We start from the raw sequence: 26,430 nt of genomic DNA, 5'->3' as shown, positions 1-26,430 counted from the left end.
CGCAGGGATGATGGTGAAGTCAGAGGCCGCCCCGTGAGCCACCTCGTCGGCCCGAAGGGCCGATGACGGCCAGGGCGCAGGACCTGTGCAGAGCGCAATGACATCACCTCGGCTAAGCTGCGGCACCTTTCTTCACGCACGGCCATGCATCCCTTCCCCCTTCCTGTCTCGGCACCCGATCAACTCGCCTACCGGCTGCTGCAGGACAGCGACTGGGCCCGTTCCGCCGACGCCGCCAACGCTACTCCCGAACTTCGCGCTCTGCTGGCGATGATCCTGGATTCTCCGGAGCCGCTGTGGATCGCATGGGGCCGCGACAACAAGGCGTTCTTCTTCAACGATGCCTACCTGCCGATGCTGGGCGGCAAGCTCCACGGCGCCATGGGCAGCCGATTGGAAGACGTCTGGGCGGACGTCTGGGCCGACGTCGTCGATGCTGTCAACGACGCCTTCGGCGGCACGAGCCGCAGTTTCAAGAACATGCCGTTGATGATGGACCGTGATGGCACGTTGCGCGAGACATTCTGGACGTTCTCCTACTCGCCGCTGCGTGCCGGTTGCGGAGGCGTGGCCGGCATCATCTGCGTCGTCAGCGAGCAGACCGAACGGGTGATCGAGCGCGACCGGCACACGCGCCAGGTAGCGGCCATCACCGAGCAGGCACGCGAGGCCCACCTTGAACTGGTACGCGCCCGCGAACAGCTGCGGCAGTCGCAGAAGCTGGAGGCCATCGGCCAGCTGACCGGCGGCGTTGCACACGACTTCAACAATCTGCTGCAGGTCATCACCGGCTCCGTGGACATGCTGCTGCATACCTGGCCAGCCGGAGATGCGCGCCTGCGCTATGTACAGGCCATCGAAACCGCCGCTGACCGCGCCACTCGCCTGACCGCCCAGCTTCTGGCGTTCTCGCGTAGACAGAGCCTGTCGCCGCAGGTGTTCGACCTTTGCGAGAGCGTGCGCGCGCTTTCAGACATCATCACCACAGTACTGGGTGCGCGCATCTCCGTATCAGTAAACCTGCCCGACGCCCCGTTGCCGGTACTGCTGGACCGGACCCAGCTCGACACCGCACTGATCAACATCGCGGTGAACGCGCGCGACGCCATTGACGGCCACGGCAAGGTGACGATCGATGTGGAACAGCTGACATCGGTGCCTTCCGTGCGGTTCGCGGCGCCGATGAAAGGCAACTTCGCTGCGATCAGCGTCAGCGACACCGGTGCCGGTATCGATCCGTCCGTGGTGGACCGGATCTTTGAGCCATTCTTCACCACCAAGGGAGTGGGCGCGGGCACCGGGCTTGGCCTCAGCCAGGTGTTCGGCTTCGTCAAGCAGTCCGAGGGCGAAGTGGACGTACAGAGCCAGGCCGGTGTCGGTACGCGCTTCACGTTGTATCTGCCGCTGGCGCAGGAAAACGCCACCATCGAGCTGCCGACCACGCAACAGGGGCTGCTGCATGGCCACGGATTGTGCGTACTGGTGGTGGAAGACAACGTGGATGTGGCCGAGTTTGCAGTCGGGGCGCTGCGCGAGCTTGAGTACAACGTCGTACTCGCGCGCAATGCCGACGAGGCACTGGCGGAGCTCGAGCGCGACGCTGCGCGTTTCCACGTGGTGTTCAGCGACGTGGTCATGCCCGGGACCAATGGGCTGGATCTCGCCCGCACCATCCGCAGCCGCCTGCCCGATCTTCCGATCATTCTCACCAGTGGCTACAGCGAACTGCTGGCCCGCGATCCAGGCCACGGTTTCACGCTGCTGCGCAAGCCCTACTCACTGAAGCAGCTGGCCTCCGTGATGACCGAGGCCAGCCGTCGCTCGCAGACGATGGTGACTGCGCTTTAGCCGGCAGATCACCGCGTCGGACCGGTCCAGGAAGCAAGCGCCGAATCAAGGCCGGGCATATCTCCTCCTATGCCGCAGGTCCAGGCAACGACGCCATCCGGGCGCACCAGCACCGCCCCCAGACCCGATGCCACATCTCCAGTATCTGCGGCGCAGGCGATGGAAGGCTGCCAGCGTTGGCCATGCTGCGGCGGCGAAGACGCCGGGTCGAAAACAAGCAGCGCCCCCTGCCCCGCTCTCAGCAGTTCGCCCAGGCGGCGGCCATCGGCCAACCGGAAGTCCGGCGCGCTCCTGCCGACCAGCGGGTGCTCTCCGCCAAGTTCCAGCTGCTGCGAAACACCCCAGATCCGCTCGGCCAGATACGTGGCCCCATCGCGGGTGCCGGCCAGGTCGGCCATGATCGCTGCCAGCGCGCGCGAGCCGGCCCCGGGACGCATCAGCGCAACCTGCGCGCGCGACCAGTCCAGCACCTTGGTGCCCACCGGATGGCGCTCAGACTGATAGCTGTCCAGCAGCGCCTCATCAGCCTTGCCCCCCACTACGGCGGCCAGCTTCCAACCGAGGTTCATCGCATCGCCGATGCCAAGGTTCAGCCCCTGGCCGCCCAACGGTGAATGCATGTGCGCGGCATCACCTGCCAACAGCACACGGCCGCTGCGATAGGCCGTCGCTTGGCGCGCAGCATCGGTCCATGTCGTGGCCAGGTGCAATGCAGTGATCGTTGCCTCGCGGCCAGACACCCGCCGCAGCAACGCTTGCGCGGAGTGCCGGTCCAGTGGCGTGCGATGGCCCGCGCCACCGTCGAAATCGGCCAGCGCCAGCAGGCCTGGCGGGTTGAAATTGCACATCCCGTGATCGGTGAACTGTCGGCCCGGTGTGAGTACACACCCATCTGCCAGTTCGACCAGCAGCGTGTAACCGGTGAACTCCGGCCCGGTTCCAGCAAAGATGAAGCCCGATTGCTTGCGTACCGTGCTGCGGGCCCCATCACAACCGACCAGCCAGCGGCCGTGGACCCTGCCGGAGCCGATGTGCACGGCAACCTGCGCCTCGTGCGCATCCACCGCCTGTACCGCACGCCCGCGTTCGATGCGCACGCCCAGCGCAATCGCACGTTCGGCCAATACCGTTTCCAGGGCCTGCAGCTCCACCGCCATCTGAGTGCCCACTGGCGTCGGCAGGCGCCAGCTCCAGCGCGTGCGGTCGACGTCGTCCAACGCAAACGGAATGCCGGCGAAGTGGCCACCCAGCGCCCGCGGTTGCGCCAGCCAATGGGCGGTGCCCAGCGGCGGCGCGCCCTTGTCGGGCTTGAGCACCTGAGTCGCGACGACCGCGTCCAACAGGCCACGCCGATCCAGTGCCTCCAGCGTGGGGACGTTCAGGCCGCGCAGCCCGAATGGCAGGCGCTTCAACGGCGAATCAGCGGACCCGGCCTGTTCCAGCACCAGCACCGAACACCCGGCATGGGCCAGTTCGCAGGACAGGAACAAGCCAACCGGGCCAGCACCGGCAATGACGACGTCGTACAGCATGGAGATTCCTTGTGAGCGCCGGGTCGGCGCTCTGGCGGGACAAATGTTACACTCGGTGTACCTTTTCACACGTGAACCACCCATGACCCCGCTTCCTGGCCGTCGCGAGCAGCGCAAAGCCGAGACCCGACAAGCGATTTCCGACGTCGCCACCGAGCTGATCATCCGGCGGGGCTTCGAGGCCGTCTCCATGTCCGAGATCGCCGAAGCCGCGGGCGTCTCACGCAAGACGGTCTTCAACTACTTCGCCAGCAAGGAAGACCTGGTGTTCGATCGCGATGAGGAGGCGCGCACGCTGCTGCGCGAGGGCATGATGGCGCGCAGCGGAATGACCCCGCTGATGGCATTCCAGTCACTCGTGCGCGAGTTACTGGAGGCGGGCCATCCACTGCTGCGCATCAATGCCGGTGCTGCCGCCTTCTGGGGCACCGTGGCGGAGAGCCCGGTACTGGTCGCGCACGCGCGACGGCTGCAGGCGCAGTTGACTGACGATCTGGCGCAATTGATGGCCGACGCTGTCGGCCGGCCCGGACATGACGCCGAAGCGCGATTGGGCGCGGCCATGCTGCTGGCGTCGATGGTGGCGGCCTATGAGAAAGGACTGGCAAGCCAACTGCAGGGCGAGGACCCGCGCGAGGCCATGCTGCAGCTGATCGTGCGCGGCGCCACCGGGGTACTGGTGGCCTTGGCGGGCACCCCATATACGGACCCCGGCGCGCGTCCATAGCGCATTCGGGGGATAGGTTTCGAAGTGTTGCAAATGCTAATCTTTCTCATTTGCAGACACATAGCCCCTCCCCAATGCCCCTTCCCACACCCCTGCAACGCACTCTGTACCTGGCACTGACCCTGCCCTTGGCACCGCTTGCCCATGCTGCCGAGTCCTCTACTGCCGCGCCCAAGGACCTGGACAAGGTCGAGGTTCGCGGACGTGCACAGGCGCTGTACCGGGTGGACGATGCCGCGGTCGGCACCCGCACGGATACACCGCTGGAGCTGGTCCCACAGTCGATCCAGGTCATCCCGCGTGAACTGATCGACGACCAGGCGGCGCGTCAGGTAACCGATCTCTATCGCAGCATCAGCGGCATCAGCTATTTCAGCTATGCCGGGGTGACCCTGCGCGGCTTCCGCCAGGAGAACGTGCTGTATGACGGTCTGCGCGGCGACCCGTATGCAGGATTCTCGGTGCCGCAGTTGTTCAACATCGAGCGCGTGGAAGTGCTGAAGGGACCGGCAGGCGCGCTGTATGGCGGGGGTGATGCGGGCGGTGTCATCAACTACGTGACCCGCAAGCCCAAAGCCGCTGCCGAGCGCCGCATCGAGGTCCAGCTGGGCGACAAGGACTTCCGTGCCGGATCGATCGAGGGTACCGGGCCGTTGAATGCCGCCGGCAGCGTGCGCTATCGCGCCGGGCTCTATGCCGACAATGAAAAGGGCGTGCGCTGGAACACCGACAGCGAGAGCGTGATCGGCGATGCCTCGCTGGCCTTCGACGTCGGACAGACCGGTGAACTGGTGCTGCAGTTCACCGACATCACCCAGAACCTTGGCGGCAACCGTCTGCGCGGCGTGCCGGTCAACGATGCAGGCACGTTCCTGACCGACCGCCGCTGGAACCACAACGAGGCCAGCGACTTTCTCGACATGCGCGCCAAGGTGGCGCTGGCGCAGTACCGCTTCGCGCCGCTCGACACGCTGGACCTGGACTTCGCCGCCCGCTGGTTCAGCAACAACGAACACCAGATGTACCACGAGCCGATGGGCCTGATCGATCGTGACCGCGATGGCGTGGCCGAGTGGATGACCCGCCAGCTGCGCAACCAGATCCGCGACAACGACGCATTCACTGCCAACGGCAATGCCGTCTGGCGGGTGACCACCGGCGCGGTGGAGCACAAGGTGCTGTTCGGCGCCGATGTATACCGGCTGGATGCGGACTTCACCGCACAGACCGCGAACAGCGCTGACCTTGCGCGTGGCGCCGGGCCGGTGCACGGCATCGACCTGTTCAATCCCGTGTACGGCGCCAGTACCTGGCACGACTACAACCTGGCGGCCCTGCCCTGGCGCAGCACGTCCACCCGCAGCAAGCGCTATGGCGGCTACCTGCAGGACGAACTGGCACTGGGCACACGCTGGCATGTGCTGGCCGGACTGCGCTGGGATGGCTTCAAGGATGAGGACCGCATGGGTGGCAGCAGCGTGGATGGCAACGATCTCAGCTGGCGGCTGGGTAGCACGTTCACCGTGCGCGAGGGCCTGAATGTCTACGCCAACATCGCCAATGGTTTCGTGCCGCAGAGTGCCGCCAACCAGAACCCGGCCGCTGGCGGACCGTTCGATGCCGAGCGCAGCAAGCAGTGGGAAGTGGGCATGAAGTCGCTGCTGGCCGACCGTGTGACCTTGAACATGGCGGCCTACCGGATCGACCGCAGCAACATCGTGCAGGCCACCGGCGAGGTGATCGGTGGCGTGAACCAGTTGGCCGCGCTGGGCCTGGTACGTAGCACCGGCATGGAGCTGGACCTTCTGGCCGACCTCACCGAGCGCTGGGTGCTGAACCTGACCTACGCCTACAACGATGCGCGGGTGAAGGACGCCGGCCCGAATGGCATCACCAACGCCTCCGGCGACCGATTCGCCAATGCGCCGCGCAACAAGCTGGGACTGTGGACGCGTTATGACCTGCCGGCGATCAACTCCGCCATCGGCTTTGGCGCCGATCACGTCGGCGAACGCCTCAGCCTGGATGGGCAGACGGTCAAGGCCTACACCGTGTTCGACGTGAGCTGGAAGACCACGTGGAGGCAGTGGCACTTCCAGGCCAACGTCAAGAACCTGTTCGACAAGGGGTACGCGGCCAGTGGCTTCATTGAACGCAACGGGCATTTCCCCGGCGAGCCACGGCGGGTGTATCTGCAGGCGGCCTACAGCTTCTGACACAGGGCTGCGAACCATGATGACAGGGGGAGGTGGCTGCCCACCTCCCCTCCCGGTGTCAGTGCGAGCAGGCCACCAGCATCGAGCGGGTGGCCATCTGGGTGGAGGTGAAGCCGTTCTTGTTGCCCACCGCGATGGCGTTGCCGTCGTCGCCATCCTTGCTGAAGACCACATAGCCGCCTGGGCACATCTGCCCGGCCTTTTCGTAGCAGCCACTCCAGGAGCTGGAGCCGCTGCAGTCGATGGAGACGCCGCGTCGGCCATCGGGGGTAACGGTCATCCTGGCGGTGGTGCAGCCACTCAGCGCGGCCACGAACAACAACGGAACGAACAACTTCATGGGTACTCCAGGGGGTGGGATCAGCGGAAGGGCGCCAAGGCTGGAGTGCCCGGATTGCGCGAACCTTGCGCCGACATCCGCTTTCCTGCGTCCATTACAGCCTTGCGGGACATCGGGAAGGCACGCCATGTTCACGCAATGTTCCTGTAATACGGTGCCGGCGCGTGCCGAACCGCCCCGCCACGCCCCCTTCCTGCGCAAACCCCGCCGATGCACATCCTGCTGATCGAAGACGAAGCCGAACTGGCCGCTACCCTGAAGTCCGCCCTGCAGCGCGAGCGCTACGTGGTGGACCTGGCCAACACGCTGGCGCTGGCCCGCGAAGCGGCGCTGTGCGGATCGCACGACCTGGTGTTGCTGGACCGCACCCTGCCCGACGGCGACGGCCTGGGATTGATTTCGCTGTTGCGTGAGCGCAACCCCGGGGTGCCGATCATCGTGCTGAGCGCGCTGGGGCAGCTGCCGGACCGCATCGCCGGCCTGGATGAGGGCGCGGACGACTATCTGGCCAAGCCCTTCGCACTGGAGGAGCTGTTCGCCCGCATCCGCGCTGCCGGGCGCCGGCCGAGCGGCATGCAGGTGGAACTGGTGAGCATCGGCCGGTTGTTGTTCGACCCGGCATCGGGCGAGGCGAGCGTGGGCGGGCAGCGGCTGGAGCTGCCGCGCCGTGAGATACGTGTACTGGCCGCGTTGGCCCGGCGTCTGGGTCGCACCGTGCTGCGCGAGTCGATTGAAATGGCGGTGTATGGATTCGATGACGGCATCCATTCCAACACGCTCGATTCGCACGTCTCGCGCCTTCGCCGCAAGCTGGCCGATGCCGACGCAGGAGTAGAGATACACGCCATCCGCGGTGTCGGCTATCTGATGCGGGAAGCCAAATAATGGCGCGTCGTCCATCGCTGAAGCGTCCGTTGATCGTCAAAACGCTGATCTATCAGCTAATGGCGTTGCTGGTGGCGTTCTTCGCGCTGCTGATGGTGCTGATACGTGCCGACAGCGGTGGCTACTACACCATCCAGACCTTTGCGCCGGTGGCCGCCGACGCGGTGCACCGCGACCGCAATGGCGAACTGTACGTGCAGAACACACCGGAACTGGCCGAACTACTGAAGATCGTTCCCGGTGCATGGTTCATCGCCGAGGATGAGCATGGCCACTACGTTACGTTCGGACCTGTGCCGCCGGCCTATGCCTCGCTGGTAGGCGCACTGGATGGCATCCCCTTTGGCGACCTGCGCGGGCGGGATCGCAGCGATGGCCTGGCCGTCGTGGTCCGCCAGCACAGCGGGCCGGCCGGCAAGCTGACCATCATGGCCCATGGCGAAACCGATACGCTGACCTGGCAGATGGCGCTGGCGGCACACATCATCACCCTGCCGATCTTCCTGCTGCTGGGCCTGGCCACCATCGTCCTGACACCGATCATCGTGAGACGGGCCCTGGCCGGGGTGGAGCGCATCGCCGAGGAAGCCCGCAACATCTCCGCCAGCCGCCGCGGTGTCCGCCTGACAGAAACCGCTGTGCCTGTGGAGATCGCTCCGTTGGTGACGGCGGTGAATGAAGCACTGGAGCGGCTGGACGAGGGGCACGAACGGCAACGCCGCTTCATCGCCGCCGCCGCGCATGAGCTGCGCACACCCATTGCGATTCTGAGGGTAAAGGTCGATGCGGCCGACGACGCCACCTCGTGCAGCCTGGCCGTGGAAGTGGCGCGGCTGGCGACGCTGGCAGAGCAGCTGCTGGATCTGCACCGCATGGACGAAGACGGGCCGAAGGAAACCATCAACCTGGCGCGGGTGGCCAAACGGGTGGCCGCCGATCTGGCGCCGCTGCTGATCCAGTCGGACAAGACCGTAGCCGTGGCGGTGGAATCACATTTCCCGGTGCTCGGCGAGACCGGCGCAGTGGAGCGGGTAATTTCCAACCTGGTACTGAATGCTGCCGAACATGGCGGACGCCAGATCATCGTGCGCGTTCAAGGCAGCTGCCTGGAGGTCGAGGACGACGGCCCCGGCATACCGGTCGACCAGCGCGAACGGGTTTTCGAACCCTTCCAGCGGTTGCGGCCGCGGCAGACAGGCGCGGGCCTGGGGCTGAACCTGGTGCGCCAGGTGATCGACCGCCACGGCGGCCACGTCACGATTCTGGATGCGCCAGGCGGTGGTGCATTGATCCGTGTCGAGTTTCCATTGCATCCGGGCGTGACCAGCACGCCACCGCTGGAGCACTGAACACATCGCATGCACCTGTGTAACCGGCGCCTGTCCATACGTGGCCGGGAGCGAGGACAGGCAAGGTTGCGGCAATGTTCGCTGGACAGCATCGGGGTGTGGCACCTGCCGTGCCACCGCGTTCCTATCTGACAGGAAGCCTGCATGTGACCCAGGGAGCTCCCCCACCGTCCCCTTCCGCACGCACTGTGCCACCGCGGAATTCGCCGGGACTTACGGCTGCCGCATGGAATCGCCGCCCACACAATGTCCGCGCGCCCGGCCTGCAACATTGGCCGCTTTGGCTGCGGACAGTCCCCGATATCGAGCGCGCTGGCGTGTTGATGCGGCTGTTCGGCGCGTTGTTTCTGCTGCTGCCCGGCATTGCGCTGGTGGCTTCAGCGTATCGGCATGCGAGCACAGCGGTGGCGACGGCCGTGCTCCTGTTCGTTGCCGTGCATGCTGCGCTGCATGGGCTGGCGGCATGGCGGGCGGCAACCCCACACCCAACGCCACCGCTGCTGCGGGCCCTGGACGGCCATGCCGCTGGGATAATGATTGCCAGTACGCTGCTGATCGCCATCGGTGCAGGAATGGCGAAGCTGCATGCTTCGACCTTCCCCTGGTTGTTGGCCAGCGCGGCGATTCAACTCTGCGCTGCGCGCATCGCAGGTCACCGGCTGCGAAATGCACTGCTGGTTCTCGGTAGCGCCCTGCAGTTCATCGCCGTGACACTGCTCGCTCTTCATGCCGCGCGCTGACACAACGATCGCCCCGCAAGGTTCGCGCAACCCAGCGCATCGAGACTCGACGGCCAACCACGTCTTCCCCGACAGACGTGTGTCTCTTCTGTCGCAAGGACCCCCGATGACCTGTCTCTTCTGGTTGCTGAGCCGATGAGCACCGTACCCCGCAAGCGCCGCCGTGCGCTCATCGTCGCTGCCGGCCTGCTGTGCTGCGCGCTGACTCTGTTCGCGTGGTTGCGGCCCGCACCACCTCCGCACCTGCAGGTTGCACCGGTCGCTCGCGGCAGCATCGAACAGGTGGTGGAGGCCACTGGCACGCTGAAGCCCTCGCAACTGGTAAGCGTGGGTGCACAGGTCTCCGGACGCATCGATACCCTGCATGTAAAGCTGGGCGACAAAGTGAAAGCCGGCGATCCCATCGCCGACATCGACTCGCGTACTCAACGCAATGCATTGCTCAGCGCGCAGGCCGCACAACGCACCGCGCGTGCCAACCGCGATGCGCTGGCCACCGACCTGCGCCAGTTCGAGCTGACACTGCATCGGCAGCAGCAACTGGTGGCCTCGCAACTGGTGGCCCGCGCCGACTTCGATACTGCCAAGGCCAAGGTCGATGCCACCCGTGAACAGGTCGCTGCGCTGGACGGTGAAGTGGCGCGCCGACAGACCGACGTCGATGTTGCTCAGACCAATCTGGAGTACACCCGCATCACCGCCCCCACCGACGGAACCGTACTGGCCGTGGTCGCGCGCCAGGGGCAGACCGTGAATGCGGTGCAGAGCGCCCCCACCATCGTGATGCTGGGCAACCAGGACGTGATGACGGTGTACGCCGAGATCTCCGAGGCCGACGTCGTACACACGTCTGTTGGCCAGGAAGCATTCTTCACCATTCTTGGTGATGCCGGCCGCCGCCACAGCAGCACGTTGCGGGATATCGCGCCAGCGCCGGAATCGATCACCAACGAAGACAGCTCCAGCCTTGCTGCACCGGCAGTGTCGGGTGGCAGCCGCACGGCCATGTACTACAACGGCCAGTTCGACGTGGATAACGCCGATGGCCGCCTGCGCAGCTACATGACCGCGCAGGTCCGCATCGTGCTGGGCCGCGCCAACAACGTACTGACCATTCCCTCGGCCGCATTGGGTGCGCGCGCCGCCGATGGCAGTTACAGCGTGCAGGTACGTGGTGCCGACGGCCGCGCCAGCACGCGGCGCGTCACTACCGGGCTGGATGATCAGATCCAGGTAGAAGTACGCACCGGGCTGAAGGAAGGCGAACAGGTCGTGCTGGCGCAGGCCGACGCCGAAGCCACCAGCGCACCCACGCAGTCCAGATGAGCACGACCACGACCGAGCCGCTGCTGCGCGTTCGCGGCGTACGCCGCGAGTTTGCCGCAGGCGAGCAGACATTGGTGGTACTCGACGGCATCGACCTGGATATTCACGCAGGTGAACTGGTGGCCATCGTAGGCCAGTCCGGTTCGGGCAAGTCCACGCTGATGAACATCCTGGGCTGCCTGGATCGCCCTTCCGCCGGTGTCTATCAGATCTCCGGGCGCGAGACCGCGCAGATGTCGCCGGATGAACTGGCCGAACTACGCCGCGAACACTTCGGCTTCATCTTCCAGCGCTACCACCTGCTGACCGATCTGACTGCACTGAGCAATGTGGAAGTGCCTGCGATCTACGCCGGCATGCCTGCCGATGCACGCCATGCGCGTGCGGCCACGCTGTTGTCGCGGCTTGGCCTGGGCGAGCGCATGCAGCATCTTCCTGGTGAGCTGTCGGGTGGCCAGCAGCAACGCGTTTCGATTGCACGTGCGCTGATGAATGGCGGCGCAGTGATCTTCGCCGACGAACCTACAGGTGCGTTGGACACGCATTCCGGCAAAGAAGTGATGAAGATCCTCGGCGAGCTGCACGCCGAGGGCCATACCGTGGTGCTGGTTACGCATGACATGGCCGTGGCCGAGCACGCGCAGCGCATCATCGAAATCCGCGATGGGCGGATTGTGGATGATCGTGCAACCGGTACTGGTCTGTCAGCGGGCGTGGCGACGCCAGCCGTGACCCAGCCTGTGGGCAACAGCGGCTGGCGGGTCTGGCGGGACCGTTTCGCTGAAGCCTTCCGCATGGCATTGCGCGCGATGAACGCCCACCGCATGCGCACCTTCCTGACCATGCTCGGGATCATCATCGGCATTGCATCGGTCGTAGCGGTGGTGGCACTGGGTACCGGCGCACGGCAGGCCATCCTGTCCAACATCTCCTCGTTGGGTACCAATACCATCGAAATCTATCCCGGATCGGGCTTTGGCGACCTCCATTCCGCGCGGGTGGAAACACTCACTCCCGGCGACAGCGTGGCCCTTGCCCGGCAGCCATTCGTGGACAGCGCCACCCCCGGTGTTGCCACCAGCGGCACTGCCCTGCGCGGCAACCGTTCGGCCAGCGTGCAGGTGCAGGGCGTCAGCGAGCAGTATTTCCGCGTGCATGGCCTGAAGCTGGGCGAAGGCGCATTCTTCGGCCCACCGGGTGTGAGCGGCTACCAGCAGGTCGTGGTGATCGACGCCAATACCCGCGCTCGCTTCTTCGCTGCCGCGGACAATCCCATCGGCCAGACCCTGCTGCTGGGCAACGTGCCTGTGCGTATTGTGGCCGTGGTGAAGAAAGATGCCGGTGCTGCCGGCGATGCGTCACTGCTGCGGGTATGGCTGCCTTACACCACCGCCATGGCACGCATGCTGGGGCAGAGCCACGTGTCCAGCATCACCGTACGCGTTTCCGATGCGATCAGCATGGAAGCGGCTGAGCAGGCCATCCGACGATTGCTGACGCGGCGTCATGGCAGCACCGACTTCTACATGAGCAACAACGCGCAGATCCGTGAATCCATCGAACAGACCACCAGCATCCTGACCATGATGATCAGCTCCATCGCAGCCATCGCATTGGTGGTCGGCGGGATCGGCGTAATGAACATCATGCTGGTGTCGGTGACCGAGCGCACCCGCGAGATCGGCGTGCGCATGGCGGTGGGCGCGCGCCGCAGCGACATCCTGCAGCAGTTCCTGATCGAATCGGTGCTGGTCTGCCTGCTCGGTGGTGTACTCGGCATCGGCGTGGCCCTTGCGTTGGGCGCGGCTCTGGAGCTGGCCGATGCGGGCTTCAGCCTGGTGTTCTCCGTCAACTCGATTCTGGCCGCCTTCGCCTGTTCCAGCCTGATCGGCGTTGGCTTCGGATTTCTGCCGGCACGACGTGCCGCACGGCTCGATCCGGTGGAGGCACTGGTCCAATAGCCAATGCATCTACCTGTATTGACAGCAGGTTCGCGCAATGTCCGCAGTGTGTACTACGGCTACCGAGAATGTCCGCACAGGAGCTGGACGATGTTTCTTAGAACAGGAAAGCCCGCACTGCTGCTGGTAGCTGCCGCGCAGCTACTGGTGTTGATGCCCTACTCCAGCGACGCCCACGCACAGCGTGGCGATCGCTACAGCCCACACTGGAGCCAGGACTACCGTGATCGGGAGCGCGATGCATGGGAGCGGCGCGAACGTGAGCGGGATCGTGAGCGGGAACGCGAGCGCCGGCACGACGCCAAAGCCACCGGCGTGGTAGTGGGCGTGGTGGGTGCAGCGGTGGTGGCCGGCGTGATTGCCGCTGCTGCCAAGCGCGAACGCGAAGTCCGCGAGCGCGCCGACTACTGCATGAACCGCTACGGCAACTACGACCGCCGCAACGATACCTATCGCGGCACCGACGGCTACACCTATCCCTGCCGCTGATTGACCCTCAACAAGGACAAACACCCCATGACCAGAACTGCTCTGTTGATTGCCCTGTGCGCTGCCCCATTACTGGCCGAGGCCGCACCGGCCGACCCGAAACAGGCCTACATCGATTCCACGTTCACCGCGATGGATACCAACAAGGATGGACGCGTCGACAAGTCCGAGTACGCAGAATTTCAGCAGGGCCGTTTCAACAAGCAGGCCGATTCAATCAACGCCGCATTTACCGCGATGGACAAGAACAAAGATGGAAGGATCAGCAAGGAGGAAGCCATCGTGGTGCCGGAGATCGCGAAGTACTTTACGGGCCTGGACACCGATGGTGATGGCTATCTGTCACTGAAGGAAATGCAACAAGCCATGGTGGCCGCTCAGACTGCAGACGCGCCAACAAAGTAAATCCAGGGCGGGGCGCTGAAGATGGATGCCCATCCGGACGCGGTGCGGGTTGAACACACCCTCTTCCCACGTTAGCCTCCGAGGTGCTCATGGAGGGCTATCAACGGAGTGAAGCATGAAGATTGGATTCAAGCTGCCTGTTGCTATTGCGGCTGCTGCACTGACCCTGGGAATCGGCAGTGCCTCCGCGCAGTCCCGCTGTACCCCGTGCTACACCGCCTACGAGGCTTGTCTGGCGGCGGGCAATGGCGAGAACGTCTGCTACCCGGCGTTTGCCCGTTGCCTGCGGAACAGCGGCTGCACCATCCCGTAAGTCACGCATTGCCGTGATGTGTGCCGGCCCCCATTTTTGGGGGCTGGCACTGGTGCGCGCCACATTCCATGCGCGGCTGACAATCAGCTCAGGGCGAACGCTTGAAACCACGATAGGTTTCACCCCACTCGCGCATGGCCAGCAGCACCGGAACCAGCGTGCGCCCGAACTCGGAAAGCTCGTATTCCACCTTCGGCGGCACTTCCGGGTACACGTGGCGGATCACCACCCCGTCGGCTTCCAGTTCCCGCAGCTGGCTGGTCAGCATGGACTGGGTAGCGTTGGGCACACGCCGCGTGAGCTCCATGAAACGCCGCTTGCCTGTCATCAGGTGGAACAGAATGATCGGCTTCCACACGCCGCCCATGACCGACAGCGTGACTTCCACCGCGCAACCGCTCTTGCCGTCCCAACACTTGCTACGCATGCATACTCCGGAAAACCATAGTACCTACGGAAAATCATCGTTCTTGTTGCGATAGTGGTGCGAGCCTAGCATGGGTTCATCCATTGAACGTGAGACCGCACCATGAGTTTCAAGGCACTGCTGACCCGCAAGACCAACGACGGCGTTTCCACGGAGCTGGTCGATTTCGATGAAGCCAACCTGATGGATGGCGACGTGCTGGTGCAGGTCGAGTACTCCACGCTGAACTACAAGGACGCGCTGGCCCTCACCGGCGCGCGCCCGGTGATCCGGACGTTCCCGTTGATCCCTGGCATCGACCTGGCTGGCGTGGTGCTGGACTCCAGCAGCGTCGACTTCAAACCCGGCGACCGCGTTGTGCTCAATGGCTGGGATCTCAGCATGGGCCACCACGGCGGCCTCGCCCAGCGCGCCCGTGTTCGCGGCGAATGGCTCAACAGGATTCCCGGCAACCTGAGCACCCGCGACGCCATGGCCATCGGCACCGCGGGCTACACCGCGATGCTGTGCGTGCTGGCACTGGAAGATGCCGGCGTGACGCCCGATAGGGGCGACGTGCTGGTAACGGGGGCCAACGGTGGCGTCGGCTCGATCGCGGTGGCGATCCTTTCAAAGCTGGGCTATCGCGTGGTGGCCGCCACCGGGCGCCCGGAACACGCCGAGTATCTGCACAGCCTGGGCGCCGCCGAGATCATCGACCGCGCGCAGCTTTCAGAACCGCGCGAGCGGCCGGTGAGTGCTGAGCGCTGGGCCGGCGTGGTCGATGTGGCAGGCGGCCCTACCCTCGTCAACGCCCTTGCCGAGACGAAGTACCGCGGCGCAGTGGCCGCGTGCGGGCTGGCGCAGAGTGATGAGCTGCATGGCTCGGTGCTGCCCTTCATTCTCCGCAACGTGACGCTTGCCGGCGTGGATTCGGTGAATGCGCCGCAGGCCGTTCGCCAGCGTGCGTGGGACCGGCTTGCCACCGACCTGGACCCGCAGAAGCTCGAAAGCACCGTGCAGCTGATTGGGCTTGCCGAGGTGCTGGACGTCTACGACCAGATCATCCCAGGCAAGGTGCGTGGGCGGATTGTGGTGGATGTGAATGCCTGACGGCAGGCAGTCCCGCGGTGGCACGCTGCCGCCGCGGGGCCGATGCCGTGCTCTGCGTCTATGCAGCGCTATTCTGAAACTTCAATCGGCAGCTTGCATTCGCTGCGGAATTTCCCCGCTTTCCGGTCCAGTTCAGCACGTAGCTTCAGAATCTTCGCCAGCTTGCCGCGCATCGTCGCGATGGGCAGCACGCCCTTGGCGTAACTTTCCGTCACACCCAGAGCGTTAGGCGCACCGCGGATTTGCCACACCAGTTTTTCCAGGCCCGTACCGTAAGCCAGCAGCGTATCCAAAGACAGAAAAGCCCTTCCGCCGAGGTTTCCGTTTCGGAGGCGATTCCAGTCCATACTGCCCGTCAGGCTGGTGGAGTAGACCGAAAACTGCTTGTTCGGATCTTCCGACCGATACAGGTGTATCCAGGTGTGTCCGGGATCCTTCGGCTCCTGGCCGATTTCCTTGGCGTCAAAACGGAAATCCATGACCACTACAACCTCGGCCTCTGGAACAACCTTCTGGCGCGTCGCGTCTTGTGGCCAGTAGTAATTCAGGGTCCAGCTGCTGGCCATGCCAGTGCCGAATGGCGTGCTGTTTGACGTCCATTCGTAGGTGTCGCGCGATGCCGTGGCACCCGTTGCTGCGTCCACCTCCCGGGACACACTCCATGTTCCATCCGCCTCTTCAGTCCAGAAGCCACAGAACAGTGATGGGGTGGGCGATTGCGCCGCCGCAGGCAGTGCTGCCAAAGACAGTACAACAGCCAGAAGGCAGTTGCGGCCAGATGTAGAGAACATTCCTGCAGGCATTGGATTCCTTCCCGGGGCGCCATCCACGCAGTGGTCGCAGCCATCCGCTACGGCATGGCGACAGCCTAACCCACTCCGACCGCACGGCAACAGTCACGCGCCTGATCAAGCCCCCTTATCATGGGGCTGTAAGGGCGCTTTACGCCCAGTGACGTACGCAAGGCAGTATCTTGATGTCTATGGAATGGCGCCCCTCGGGCTGGGGCCAGCGTGTGACCCGCTCGCCGGACTGGCGGCTGCGGCTGGATGGCGAGCATGTCGAGCTTCTGATTGAAGGCCGGCAGTACCGCCAACACGTCGATGATGACCAGCGTGTGCGGGTTCTTCCGGGCCTGTTCTGGGCCAGGGTTGCGCTGCAGAGCGAGGACGGCGAAACGCTGTCCGTGGACGGCCTGCCCAACGGCCAGGCTTCCCGCCTCGCGGGTGCTGTCCAGCAGGTGCTCTTCGCGCGCACCACACGCGGGCGCAAGGCGCTCTTCGAGGACATTCTGGAGCAGATCCAATCGTGGCTGGCCGAGGCCGACGCCCTCACTGACCGGGGCACCGCCGGCCGCCGCTGGATCACCCACGAACAGCAGCATATCCTGCTGGCCGAGCGCCCCACCCTGCCCTTGTCGCCGGCCGAGCTGGAACGGCTGTTCCTCGATGAGGATGTGCACGACGACCTGCACTCCCATAGCCATCGTGCCGCATTGGATGCCCTGCACGACTGGCAGCTGGATTGGCCCGCCGTATGGGGGGACGCCAATGCGACCATGGCGACGCGGGAGCTGGTGCTGGCCAAGGACTTCCTGGACCGGGTCGAGAGCAAGCCGCTGACCGAGGAACAGGCCCGCGCCGTCATCTGCTTCGACAACCGGGTCCAGGTCGTGGCCGCGGCCGGCTCAGGCAAGACCTCCACGATGGTCGCCAAGGCCGCTTATGCCATTGACCGCGGCTTTGTCGAACCCGAACGCATCGTGATGCTCGCCTTCAACAAGGATGCCACCAGAGAGCTTGAAGAGCGCGCACAGCGTTCCTTCAACCGATTAGGCATGGGCGACATCACGATTGAGGTACGGACCTTCCATGCACTCGGCCTGGCCATCATCGCCAAAGCCACGGGGCGCAAGCCCGATATCCCGGAATGGGCCATTGACGCCACGCTGGGCTTCAACAAGCTGGCCGAACTGGTGGACGACCTGAAGGATCGCTCGACCCATTTCCGCACCCAATGGGACATGTTCCGCCTAGTGTTCGGGCGCGACCTGCCACCATTCGGCGCGGAAATGGAGGCCGACGGCTACGACCGCGATGGCATGCCCTACATCCGCACCCTGCAGGGTGAGCGGGTGAAGAGCCTGGAAGAGTGCGTGATCGCCGACTGGCTCTTCTACAACGGCGTGACGTACGACTACGAGCGGCGCTACGAATTCGATACGGCGACCGACACCCATCGCCAGTATCGTCCGGACTTCTATTACCCGGACGCCGGGCTGTATCACGAGCACTTTGCGCTGGATGCCAATGGCCAGCCGCCGGCGCACTTCGCCCACTACGCTGAAGGTATGCACTGGAAGCGCCAGCAGCATGCAGCGCGCGGCACCGCGCTGGTCGAGACGACGTCGTTCGGCCTGCGCAGTGGACATGCCCTGCAGGATCTTGCGGAGCGACTTGGCGCGTCTGATGTCGAACTCGACCCGAACCCTGACCGCGAGTTGCCCGATCAGGGCGCCAAGCCGATGCCGGATGCAGACCTGATCGGCTTGATGCGCACCTTCATTGCCCACGCCAAGAGCAACTGTCTGACGCTGGACGATATGGCCGCGCGCCTGCGACAGATGCCCGAAGACCAGTTCAAGGAACGGCATCGGCGCTTCCTGGAAATCGCCAGCCCTGTTTTCCAGGCCTGGGACAACGCACTGGCTGACGAGCACGGCATCGATTTTGAAGACATGCTCAACATGGCGGCCGGGCTGCTGGAACAGGGCAGCTACGAATCGCCCTACGAGCTGGTGATGGCCGATGAGTTCCAAGATGTCTCGCGCGCCCGCGCACGCCTCTGCCGTGCGCTGGTCAGCCAACCGGGCCGCTACCTGTTTGCGGTGGGCGATGACTGGCAGTCGATCAATCGCTTCGCCGGCGCCGACGTTTCAGTGATGACCGGATTCCGCGAATGGATGGGCCAGGGCCAGGGCCAGGTGCTGAAGCTGGAGCAGACATTCCGCTGCCCACAGGCGCTCTGCGATGCGTCCAGCCGCTTCATCGGCCGGAATCCAGTGCAGATCACCAAAGAAGTTCGCTCTGCTGCGCCGGCGATGGGCCCGGTGTTGCACGCGTTCCAGATGACCCGGCGCGAGGAGCTTCAGGATGGTGTTCGCCAGTACCTCGCCAAGCTGCATCAGCAGTTGTTGTCCGGGGCGGTGCCACAAGGGCGCAACGGGCGCGTGACGGTCTTTATCCTGGGGCGCTACCGCGCAGATCGCAGCGCGATGCCTTCGGATTGGAAGACAGCCTTCGGCAGCACGATGGACGTAGAGTTCCTCACGGTCCATCGATCGAAGGGACGCGAGGCGGACTACGTGATTCTGCCGGGCATGATCAACCGCAGCTTCCCGAGCCTGCGCGCCGATGACCCGGTCCTTTCGCTGGCAATGCCGGATGGGGATACCTATCCGCTGAGCGAAGAGCGGCGGTTGTTCTATGTCGCGCTGACGCGTGCGCGACGCTCGGTGGCCATGTTCACCCTACAGGGGAAGCACTCGCCGTTCCTGGATGAGCTGGTGAAGGACGGGGCAGTGGAAGTAACCGCGATTTCAGGCGCGGCCATCAATGAAGAGCGCTGCCCGGTGTGCAAGGTGGGCGTGTTTGTGGACCGCAATGGGCCGCATGGGGCGTTCCGGTCGTGCTCCAGTTACCCGTTGTGCCACAGCAAGCCGAGAGGTGGGCGTCGGGGATGACTGCATCCCGCCCCCTTTCAGCACGCACCCGCCCGCCTGCATCAGAGGGCACTTCTACGCCATGGCGTCTCCGGAAAAGAAAAAGCCCCGGTTGGACCGAGGCTTTCGTCTGGATGGTGGCAAGACTGCGGGCATCGTAAAGGCCCTGCAAATCCCCACGATGTTTTCTTACGGGATAATGCAACCGTTCGCACGCATGCATTGCGTATAGTTTCGGATGCAGATGCTCACGTCTGTGCCTGACGCCTCACACGCCCTGTACTGGACCTCGCAGACGGTACAAGGGCCGGGGGCTTTCGCCGTGGCGCTACTGATTCCAAAGGTCAACGCACAGGCCGCAATAGCAACAGAAAGCTTGAATCCAATCTTCATGCCATAACTCCGTTGATCGCCCTCCTTGGGCATGCGCAGCCTAGCGCGGGTGACTTGTACATTCAAATTGACCGGCACAAGTCTCTGCGCCTGTGTATCAGAACCGCTTACGGTTCTTGATTTTCCTCTGCCCTATCGGAGTCCCGATCAAAGGAAGGCATCCGTTTGTCCGTTCACTTGCCCTTGTGGGCGGATGGGTGGATGAATGGCAGCCAGGGCCGTAGAGACGAAAAAGCCCCTGTTTCCAGGGGCTCTTTGAAACAACTGGCGGAGAGAGTGGGACTTCCTTGAGAAGTGCCCTCACCCCTTGGGCGGCTTGGGTTTCACCAATCTGGGAGGTGCCCTGGAATGTGCCCGCCACGAGCATACCCCTTGCGGTGCAACGGATCCAGCCGTTTTTGCCGCCCTTGGGAGCGTCAATCTCGATCCCCTCCGAACCTGCGCGATCAGGGCAGATGACCCGCTCGCCCCACTCTCCGCCGAAAAGGGAAGCAATCAGGTGGACCGCTTCCTCATGTATGTCTCAGGGCAATTGGGGCCATGGGACAGGAGGCCGCAGCAAACGGTTCTGCTCGGAGCCCTTTCAACGCCAACCTTGCGTCATAACTCCATGGCCGGCTCACCGTCGCCCAAGACGCACTGCAAAGCACGGACTCGCACGTCCAGTCCGGCGCCAGCTCGGAATCGACGCTCCAGGCCCACCGAGGTGCTCTCGGTAGGTCAGACACTGACTCCGCCTTGGCAATCACCGTTTGCATTGATCGGCGTGGGGGATATCCCCCACGAATGGCTAGCAGGCACTCGCTGCGCATCTCCACATGGGGCATGTCCTTGAAACTCTTCCAAGCCCCACCCCACCTCAATCCCGCCTGCTGGGCCAGCTCACCGAAGCGTTGGTAGCCCTGCCGCACCTGCTCGTCCTTCAGGTCCCAAGAAGGGCGCCCGCGCTTGTAGATGACCATGTCCGCGGCCCAACCGTGGTTGTGGCAGCTGCTGCCTGGCCCCACCTGGGTCACGCCCTTTTGGCTGGCGATCAGCTCGGCCTGGCGCTGTTTAGAACGGTAGCCCTCCATCAGCCGCAGGTCGTAGCCCTCGTCCTTCATCTGCAAGGCGATGCGTTCCAGCGCTGAGCGAAGCTCGGGCTGGACACCGTCCCACTGCGGGGCGTCTTTGTGGCGGTGGAACAGGCGTTTGAAAAACCCAGGCTTCTTCCCGTGGACCTCAACGGAATCGGTGGCTGGCGCGTGCGCGTGGACCAAGACGGGTGCGCTGGCCAGTGCGAGCGCGAGCAGAAAACGGGTGATCATGAGTAGGCCTCCTTACTCACATGAGCGATACATCCATGCAAGCGGAGAATCGAAAACGCGCAAGGGGGCTTGCGGAATCTTTTCCCTGACGTAGAAGAACAAGGGTGGGGAAAAGTCGGCCCCACCGCTTCCCGGCCCAACGGCCCCTCCTGCCGTTGCGCCGGGAAGTTTCGTTGGGGGGGGGGCTTGCGCACTCTTGGATCTGATCTATTCGTGAGTGCACACACTCACTCAATTAAGACCCAGGAGGCCACCCTATGAAACGCTCCCTCATCCACTGCGCTTGGTTGGCAGTCCTTTTAGCGGGTTTAGCAAATGCTCAAACCCAAGTTGGCAACAACGCCACTGCCACAGATTCTGAAAGCACCTCCGTCGGTGACGACTCGACTGCCCACAACAATTGCGTCGCAGTGGGAAAGGGTTCCCTCGCTGGAATTCCCAATGCAGCATTCGGCGACTGCATCGCAGTGGGAGCGGACAGTGTCGTTGGAACTGGTTCGATCGGCTTCGGAACTCGGGTTCGAGCCCTCGCCGGCGGCGTCATTGTTATTGGAAACGACGCGTTCGCGCCTGCTGGCGCGGTGAGCGGCACGGTCGTCGTTGGCCACAACAGCAACGGAGACAACGCAACCATCATTGGCAGCAACAGCCAAGTCAGCGGCAACCCCTCCAATAGCAATGAAGGAGGGGTTGGCGTGGGCAAGAACATTCGAGCTACTGGCGCAGGCACTGTGGTAGTGGGCGATGGCGGCCGAGCTCTCAATTCCAATCATTTGGGGGCCAAGGCCGCGACAACCGCGCTGGGAGCCTTCACCAACGCCGACGCTGATGGCTGCGTAGCCCTCGGCGCTACCAGCGACTGCGGCCGCGAAGCCAACACCGTCTCCGTGGGTAACGCTACGCTTAAGCGCCGTGTGTCCAACGTGGCCGACGGCCTCTACGACACAGACGCTGCGACAGTCGGGCAATTAAATCCTATGGCTGGTGCACTGGGGGCCGGTGCACGTTACGTCAATGGACAATTCATCGCTCCGACGTATGTTATGCAGAGCGGCAACACTTACCACACGGTTGCTGAGGCGCTCTACGACATCGACGGACGACTTCACACCATTGAGAACAACCCCGGCGGCGGCCAAGGTCCAGCAGGCTCCGATGGTGCCAGTGCCTACCAAGTGGCCGTGAACAATGGCTACCAGGGCAATGAGCGCGAGTGGTTGGCGTCGCTGAAGGGAGATAAAGGCGAGCCAGGCCCGGCAGGATCGGACGGACAAAGCGGAACACCGGGGCCAGCAGGCCCCCAAGGTCCGGCTGGACAAGATGGAGAGGACGGCAAGGATGGCGGTGGCAGCTCTGCGGTGGCCGGGGCCAACATCGAGGTCACGGACAACGGGGACGGCACCCAAACCGTTGCCTTGAAAGACACCATTGAGCTTTCCGAGCAGGGCTCGGTCCAAGTGGCCAAGGCCATCCACAACAGCGACGGCTTCACCGTCCAAGGCGGCCCATCGGTCACCCGATTCGGGATCAACGCCGGCAACCAGCGGGTAACCGGGGTGGCTGCAGGAGCGATCGCTCCAGGGTCCACGGACGCGATCAACGGTGGTCAGCTGTGGGACTACCAGCGGGAGCAAGACGACCGCTGGAACCTGACGGACCGCCGTTTCCGCCAGCTCGACAAACGGGTGAGCGGCGTGTGCGCCATGGCCCAAGCCAACGCCCAGATGGCCACCTCGACGTCTGCTATCCACGGAGAGAACCGAAACCGCTTGGCCGTGGGCGTCGGTGGCTGCAGCGGCCAAGCCGCCATTTCCATTGGCTACACCCGTGACGTGACCACCCCACGCGGATCCCCATCGGCTTTCTCGATCGGGGTTTCCCGCAGTGGGCAGGACACCGCCGTGGGCGCAGCCTGGGCCATCGGTTGGTAACGAATGTCAGCGGCGAAAGGAGGTGATCGTATCTCGGCAAGGGCCCTTCGGGGTCCTTGTTCGTGGCGTCAATTTATTGAAATTCTATTTGTATACAATAACTTACCGTTGACCGCGGCGTTGTAAGCTGGTAGCATCTCAACCGCTCAGCAGTGTAGGAGCCGGACTGACAATCCCACCTGCAGTAATGACCGTTGCCGTAGCACTACTCACGCCAATGCTTGCCATTGCCCTAGAAGCCGTCAGGGAATGGTTGACCAACCACGACGCAAAGGAAGATGACACATACAGCACTAACAGCTGGAGGTGGTGACAGCCACCCGGGCGGAAACCGAGGCGTATGAGCAGGCGTGGCGGGTGAAGGCCTCCCGGGAGGGATGGCGCATCTACGCCAAGCCACCGGGGATCGTGGTCAACCCGCGCCGGCGGGCCACGGCCCACGTGCGCGGGTTGGCCCACCAACGGCGGTGGCAGCTGGGAACACCGGTGAAAGCCCCCTCCGAACGCGTGGGGTGGTGGCCATGGGTAGTGGTGGTGATCAGCGTGTTGGCGCTGGCCCGATGCGTCACCGGGTAAGCCTCATCTCGCGCCGTTCCGCGTTCGAGATTGGCACCTCGGTTTCGGATTTCAACCCGGCCAGCAGCGCTTCCACTTCTTGGACCAGGTTGCGCACCGGGTCCGCCTGCTTGCTGGACAGTCCCACGCTCAGCGCCATTTCCTTGTGCCGTTCGGTGCCCAGCCGCTCGGCCATGCGATCCATCATCTCGTCGGTCGTAAACATGCGGTAGCTGCCTTTGGTGAGGCGAGTGAACGCCACCAACGCCGACTGCTGGTCGAGCATTCCCATGTTCGTGGCCAAGTGGTAAACCTCGGATTTCCCCTGCCCCTGCGCCTTGTGAACGGTCATGGCATACCGGTGGGCCAAGGCGTTGTGCTCGCTGGTGTTGAACTCCAGGATGCGTCCTTCTTCATTCGGGTTCGAAGAGTCGATGCGCACCACCAGGTCGTAGCCACCGGATTTGTCCTTCCGAATACTCTCCACCGTGCCCTCGGTGCCGTTGATGACACCCAAGTCGTTGTTGGTCGCCGTGAACATCACACGGTCGCGGCGGGAGAGCGTCAGGTCTTCCCATTGGCCTTTCACGATCGATCGGAAGGTGAACTCCTCTTTGTCCAGCACGCCTTGCTCCTGGAGCCCCGTTCGGATGCCCGTGGTAAGCGCTTTGACTTCAGAGCGCGTGTGGGCCAAGACCAGCTTCTCGTCCATGGGCGTCCTGTCTTTCAAGTAATCCTCCACCAACGCTTTGATGGCCTGGCTTTCCGTGCCAAAGTCGTCGATGCAGTTGCGTTGCTTGAGGTTGTTCAGGATATCTTCGCCCATATCGAATGTGCCTTTGCGGCTGCGGTGTCCGCGGCGCATGTCCTTGACCTCTCCCTCGTCATCCCGCTCGTAGAAGCTGTTGGCGGTGACCAGGTCATCAGCGTTCCTCTGCCGGCGGATTTCGGTCAGTTTCTTGTCCCCCAAGGCCATCTTCGCCAGCTCAAAGCCGTTGCCCGCAGCGATGGGCTGAAGCTGGTCACTGTCTCCCTGCATGACAAGCTTGGCGCCCACCCCCTGGCAGTAGGTCATGAGCTTCAAGGTGTCATCGGTGGCCACCATGCCGGCTTCATCGAGCACCACCACAACGTTCTTCGTCAGAGCAACCTTGCCCTGCCGGAGCTGGGAAAAGAACTTTGCAACCGACATGCAGGGCATTCCGGACTCTTCTTCTAGCTTGGCCGCGGCTTTACCCGACACGGCCAAGCCCATCAACTGCTTTCCTTCGGCTTCGAAGCACTGTTTGTAGACCTCGGCCACGGTGGTCTTGCCGGTGCCGGCCAACCCCGACATGACCCCCACACCGGCCGTGCCGTAGGTGAGGTGACCGATGGCGGCTTTCTGCTCCTCTGTGAGGGTAAAGCCCTTGCGCTTCTCGTAAGCGGCGATCTCCCGATCCACGGTGGAGCGGAACAGCTTGAGGTCCGTCTCGTTCTCCCGCTCTTTCGAGCGGCGGATGATCTCGGCCTCCCATTCGACCATCCAGGTGGCGCAGAAGCGATCCTCCCGGTGCTTGCGCGCCAACCGAACGCCCCGGTCGTCTTCGTGGAGGTATTCGGCTTTCACGCGCACCAGATCGTCCTGCTCGGTGAACTCATTCACCATCCTGAGGATTTCTTCTGAATTTTTTTGTCCTGCGAACTCCATCCCCAACTCCCGGACCAGGTCATGCTCGCAGAACATCGCCTCGTTTTCGTGCATGCGCTGCAAAACCTCGTCAAACGTATGCGGGTCCAGGTGTTGGCCTTTCGTCTGCTTGAGCGACTGGGTGGTGGGAACCAGCTCCGGGTGCTCTTTAGCGATGTTGGCGAAGGTTTGCTGCCAGTCCTTGACCACCTGCTCGAAGGGCGGTTCTTCCTTTTTTTTGCGGGTGGCCTTGCAGGCCTCGTCGTGGCTGGCGTTGGGGTGTTCCTTGACGTAGTCCAGGATTTCTTGGCGGCGGGTCTTCCTCTGAAGCACCAGCTCCCGGTCGATGCCGGCAATCGTGGTGAGAGTCTGGCCCGTTTCGTGCCCCATCACGTCCACCTCGCGTTCCCGCTGAATCCCATAGCCCAGCGCTTTCATCGCGGCGTAGAGCTCGACTTTGTAAAGGTGATCCGCGGCGTGCCGGTGACGGTAGATTTCGATGGCGTCGAAGGTGCCCCACTGACCGTCCTCGCCCATCGAGATCCCGTAGACCAGGTGATGGGTGTGCAGGTCGGGTTCCACGTTCCGGTTGCTGACATGATCGGCGGCTGTCCATACCAATCCCGCCGTGCCTATAACGTCTACGCCTCCTTGTCCGCGCCGGGTCTCCACTTTGCTTTCGATGTAGCGCATGGCCACGGCGCAGGCCTGGCGGTGGGCCTCCAGGATGGCCAGCTTCTCGCGATCATCCGCCAGCGCAAACGCCACGCTCACGTCCCCCGGGGCGGAGATGGTCAGATCAAACCCGACCCGATGGCCGCCCTCCCACTTCTCCATTGGCTTGCCATCGTCGTCCAGTCGCACGTTGCCCATGCGATCCGTCTTGATGACCAATTGGGGCTCCTCTCCCGCGTTTTTGCACAACGGCCTTCCGGTGGGTGAAAAGCCCTTGCCCAACAACTCCATCACCCTTCGGGTGACCGGTTGATCTTCCAGGTCGAGTTCGGCGGCGAGCTTGCCGCCCCAATTGAGCGTCTGCCGCGGATCGGGACCGCTGCCGGCGTAATAGGCCACGGCACTGTCGATGGCCAGGCGCTCGGTGGCCAGCATGTAGTCGAACATGTTTCCGTTGTTCTTGTTGTGGCCGCGGGCATCGATGCGGGTGCAATTGATCATGGGGCTCCCTTAAAGAACGTTGACTGTT

General features: G+C 63.7%; 20 protein-coding genes. 14 read left to right on the top strand and 6 right to left on the bottom strand.

The window, feature by feature from the left end:
* Positions 1-144: 144 nt before the first annotated feature.
* Positions 145-1,848: an ATP-binding protein gene (locus tag AC5QAH_RS03025; RefSeq protein WP_010484824.1), complete on the top strand. Its 1,704-nt coding sequence runs from the start codon at positions 145-147 to the stop codon at positions 1,846-1,848.
* Between the two features lie 8 nt (positions 1,849-1,856).
* On the opposite strand, the gene AC5QAH_RS03020 is transcribed toward AC5QAH_RS03025, so the two are convergent.
* On the bottom strand, positions 1,857-3,380 hold the full coding sequence (locus AC5QAH_RS03020) for an FAD-dependent monooxygenase (protein ID WP_241874281.1): 1,524 nt from the start codon (positions 3,378-3,380) through the stop codon (positions 1,857-1,859).
* Positions 3,381-3,462: 82 nt separating this feature from the next.
* Between AC5QAH_RS03020 and AC5QAH_RS03015 the strand changes: the two genes are divergently transcribed.
* Both AC5QAH_RS03015 and AC5QAH_RS03010 read left to right on the top strand, forming a co-directional pair.
* Positions 3,463-4,107, top strand: a complete 645-nt coding sequence (locus AC5QAH_RS03015; protein WP_100446096.1) for a TetR/AcrR family transcriptional regulator — start codon at positions 3,463-3,465, stop codon at positions 4,105-4,107.
* Positions 4,108-4,181: 74 nt separating this feature from the next.
* Positions 4,182-6,323, top strand: a complete 2,142-nt coding sequence (locus AC5QAH_RS03010) for a TonB-dependent siderophore receptor (RefSeq protein WP_224328286.1) — start codon at positions 4,182-4,184, stop codon at positions 6,321-6,323.
* Positions 6,324-6,381: 58 nt separating this feature from the next.
* Here AC5QAH_RS03010 and AC5QAH_RS03005 read toward each other — a convergent pair whose 3' ends face one another.
* On the bottom strand, positions 6,382-6,663 hold the full coding sequence (locus AC5QAH_RS03005) for a hypothetical protein (protein ID WP_010484816.1): 282 nt from the start codon (positions 6,661-6,663) through the stop codon (positions 6,382-6,384).
* A gap of 210 nt (positions 6,664-6,873) precedes the next feature.
* Here AC5QAH_RS03005 and AC5QAH_RS03000 point away from each other — a divergent pair, with 210 nt between their 5' ends.
* From AC5QAH_RS03000 to AC5QAH_RS02965, 8 genes are all read left to right on the top strand, one after another.
* On the top strand, positions 6,874-7,548 hold the full coding sequence (locus AC5QAH_RS03000) for a response regulator (protein WP_049413006.1): 675 nt from the start codon (positions 6,874-6,876) through the stop codon (positions 7,546-7,548).
* Entirely contained in the window at positions 7,548-8,897 is a 1,350-nt protein-coding gene (locus tag AC5QAH_RS02995; RefSeq protein WP_010484812.1) for a sensor histidine kinase, read from the top strand. Before AC5QAH_RS03000 ends, AC5QAH_RS02995 begins: the two co-directional genes overlap by 1 nt.
* Positions 8,898-9,220: 323 nt before the next feature.
* The gene (locus AC5QAH_RS02990) at positions 9,221-9,637 is read left to right on the top strand and encodes a hypothetical protein (protein WP_049455408.1); all 417 of its coding nucleotides are present in this window, start codon (positions 9,221-9,223) and stop codon (positions 9,635-9,637) included.
* A 135-nt stretch (positions 9,638-9,772) separates the two neighbouring features.
* The gene (locus AC5QAH_RS02985; protein ID WP_262102214.1) at positions 9,773-10,963 is read left to right on the top strand and encodes an efflux RND transporter periplasmic adaptor subunit; all 1,191 of its coding nucleotides are present in this window, start codon (positions 9,773-9,775) and stop codon (positions 10,961-10,963) included.
* Positions 10,960-12,924, top strand: coding sequence for a MacB family efflux pump subunit (locus AC5QAH_RS02980; RefSeq protein ID WP_049455409.1), 1,965 nt, complete (start codon positions 10,960-10,962; stop codon positions 12,922-12,924). The genes AC5QAH_RS02985 and AC5QAH_RS02980 overlap by 4 nt, the downstream gene beginning before the upstream one ends.
* 90 nt (positions 12,925-13,014) lie before the next feature.
* The gene (locus AC5QAH_RS02975) at positions 13,015-13,413 is read left to right on the top strand and encodes a hypothetical protein (RefSeq protein ID WP_049412999.1); all 399 of its coding nucleotides are present in this window, start codon (positions 13,015-13,017) and stop codon (positions 13,411-13,413) included.
* A gap of 27 nt (positions 13,414-13,440) precedes the next feature.
* Positions 13,441-13,818 (top strand): EF-hand domain-containing protein, encoded by a 378-nt coding sequence (locus AC5QAH_RS02970; RefSeq protein WP_049412998.1) that lies wholly within the window; start codon positions 13,441-13,443, stop codon positions 13,816-13,818.
* A gap of 115 nt (positions 13,819-13,933) precedes the next feature.
* Positions 13,934-14,131 (top strand): hypothetical protein, encoded by a 198-nt coding sequence (locus tag AC5QAH_RS02965; RefSeq protein ID WP_049455411.1) that lies wholly within the window; start codon positions 13,934-13,936, stop codon positions 14,129-14,131.
* A gap of 88 nt (positions 14,132-14,219) precedes the next feature.
* On the opposite strand, the gene AC5QAH_RS02960 is transcribed toward AC5QAH_RS02965, so the two are convergent.
* Positions 14,220-14,558: a winged helix-turn-helix transcriptional regulator gene (locus AC5QAH_RS02960; protein WP_495232089.1), complete on the bottom strand. Its 339-nt coding sequence runs from the start codon at positions 14,556-14,558 to the stop codon at positions 14,220-14,222.
* A 102-nt stretch (positions 14,559-14,660) separates the two neighbouring features.
* Between AC5QAH_RS02960 and acuI the strand changes: the two genes are divergently transcribed.
* The gene (gene acuI / locus AC5QAH_RS02955; RefSeq protein WP_109813642.1) at positions 14,661-15,650 is read left to right on the top strand and encodes an acrylyl-CoA reductase (NADPH); all 990 of its coding nucleotides are present in this window, start codon (positions 14,661-14,663) and stop codon (positions 15,648-15,650) included.
* A gap of 68 nt (positions 15,651-15,718) precedes the next feature.
* On the opposite strand, the gene AC5QAH_RS02950 is transcribed toward acuI, so the two are convergent.
* Entirely contained in the window at positions 15,719-16,453 is a 735-nt protein-coding gene (locus AC5QAH_RS02950) for a hypothetical protein (RefSeq protein ID WP_224328287.1), read from the bottom strand.
* A 179-nt stretch (positions 16,454-16,632) separates the two neighbouring features.
* Here AC5QAH_RS02950 and AC5QAH_RS02945 point away from each other — a divergent pair, with 179 nt between their 5' ends.
* Positions 16,633-19,392, top strand: coding sequence for a UvrD-helicase domain-containing protein (locus tag AC5QAH_RS02945; RefSeq protein WP_241874283.1), 2,760 nt, complete (start codon positions 16,633-16,635; stop codon positions 19,390-19,392).
* Between the two features lie 884 nt (positions 19,393-20,276).
* Here AC5QAH_RS02945 and AC5QAH_RS02940 read toward each other — a convergent pair.
* Complete coding sequence (locus AC5QAH_RS02940; protein ID WP_180836296.1) at positions 20,277-21,071, bottom strand: M15 family metallopeptidase; 795 nt, start codon at positions 21,069-21,071, stop codon at positions 20,277-20,279.
* A 257-nt stretch (positions 21,072-21,328) separates the two neighbouring features.
* On the opposite strand from AC5QAH_RS02940, the gene AC5QAH_RS02935 reads away from it, so the two are divergent.
* Positions 21,329-23,002, top strand: coding sequence for an adhesin (locus AC5QAH_RS02935; protein ID WP_495232088.1), 1,674 nt, complete (start codon positions 21,329-21,331; stop codon positions 23,000-23,002).
* A 565-nt stretch (positions 23,003-23,567) separates the two neighbouring features.
* On the opposite strand, the gene mobF is transcribed toward AC5QAH_RS02935, so the two are convergent.
* A complete protein-coding gene (gene mobF / locus AC5QAH_RS02930) occupies positions 23,568-26,402 on the bottom strand; it encodes a MobF family relaxase (protein ID WP_495232087.1) in 2,835 nt (944 codons plus the stop codon).
* Between the last annotated feature and the right edge of the window lie 28 nt (positions 26,403-26,430).

Source organism: Stenotrophomonas sp. YJH_SMC_43 (assembly GCF_059372535.1).
The sequence above is the reverse complement of the archived record's forward strand: the minus strand, read 5'-3'. Positions and strand labels throughout refer to the sequence as shown.

What these genes read in the sequence shown, in the direction of transcription:
- AC5QAH_RS02995 (WP_010484812.1), top strand. Translation starts at nt 7,548, where the DNA reads ATGGCGCGTCGTCCATCGCTGAAGCGTCCGTTGATCGTCAAAACGCTG.
- AC5QAH_RS03010 (WP_224328286.1), top strand. Translation starts at nt 4,182, where the DNA reads ATGCCCCTTCCCACACCCCTGCAACGCACTCTGTACCTGGCACTGACC.
- acuI (WP_109813642.1), top strand. Translation starts at nt 14,661, where the DNA reads ATGAGTTTCAAGGCACTGCTGACCCGCAAGACCAACGACGGCGTTTCC.
- AC5QAH_RS03015 (WP_100446096.1), top strand. Translation starts at nt 3,463, where the DNA reads ATGACCCCGCTTCCTGGCCGTCGCGAGCAGCGCAAAGCCGAGACCCGA.
- AC5QAH_RS02940 (WP_180836296.1), bottom strand. Translation starts at nt 21,071, where the DNA reads ATGATCACCCGTTTTCTGCTCGCGCTCGCACTGGCCAGCGCACCCGTC.
- AC5QAH_RS02960 (WP_495232089.1), bottom strand. Translation starts at nt 14,558, where the DNA reads ATGCGTAGCAAGTGTTGGGACGGCAAGAGCGGTTGCGCGGTGGAAGTC.
- AC5QAH_RS02935 (WP_495232088.1), top strand. Translation starts at nt 21,329, where the DNA reads ATGAAACGCTCCCTCATCCACTGCGCTTGGTTGGCAGTCCTTTTAGCG.
- AC5QAH_RS02980 (WP_049455409.1), top strand. Translation starts at nt 10,960, where the DNA reads ATGAGCACGACCACGACCGAGCCGCTGCTGCGCGTTCGCGGCGTACGC.
- AC5QAH_RS02975 (WP_049412999.1), top strand. Translation starts at nt 13,015, where the DNA reads ATGTTTCTTAGAACAGGAAAGCCCGCACTGCTGCTGGTAGCTGCCGCG.
- AC5QAH_RS02970 (WP_049412998.1), top strand. Translation starts at nt 13,441, where the DNA reads ATGACCAGAACTGCTCTGTTGATTGCCCTGTGCGCTGCCCCATTACTG.
- AC5QAH_RS02950 (WP_224328287.1), bottom strand. Translation starts at nt 16,453, where the DNA reads ATGCCTGCAGGAATGTTCTCTACATCTGGCCGCAACTGCCTTCTGGCT.
- AC5QAH_RS02990 (WP_049455408.1), top strand. Translation starts at nt 9,221, where the DNA reads ATGCGGCTGTTCGGCGCGTTGTTTCTGCTGCTGCCCGGCATTGCGCTG.
- AC5QAH_RS02985 (WP_262102214.1), top strand. Translation starts at nt 9,773, where the DNA reads ATGAGCACCGTACCCCGCAAGCGCCGCCGTGCGCTCATCGTCGCTGCC.
- AC5QAH_RS03005 (WP_010484816.1), bottom strand. Translation starts at nt 6,663, where the DNA reads ATGAAGTTGTTCGTTCCGTTGTTGTTCGTGGCCGCGCTGAGTGGCTGC.
- AC5QAH_RS03000 (WP_049413006.1), top strand. Translation starts at nt 6,874, where the DNA reads ATGCACATCCTGCTGATCGAAGACGAAGCCGAACTGGCCGCTACCCTG.
- AC5QAH_RS03020 (WP_241874281.1), bottom strand. Translation starts at nt 3,380, where the DNA reads ATGCTGTACGACGTCGTCATTGCCGGTGCTGGCCCGGTTGGCTTGTTC.
- AC5QAH_RS02945 (WP_241874283.1), top strand. Translation starts at nt 16,633, where the DNA reads ATGGAATGGCGCCCCTCGGGCTGGGGCCAGCGTGTGACCCGCTCGCCG.
- AC5QAH_RS03025 (WP_010484824.1), top strand. Translation starts at nt 145, where the DNA reads ATGCATCCCTTCCCCCTTCCTGTCTCGGCACCCGATCAACTCGCCTAC.
- AC5QAH_RS02965 (WP_049455411.1), top strand. Translation starts at nt 13,934, where the DNA reads ATGAAGATTGGATTCAAGCTGCCTGTTGCTATTGCGGCTGCTGCACTG.
- mobF (WP_495232087.1), bottom strand. Translation starts at nt 26,402, where the DNA reads ATGATCAATTGCACCCGCATCGATGCCCGCGGCCACAACAAGAACAAC.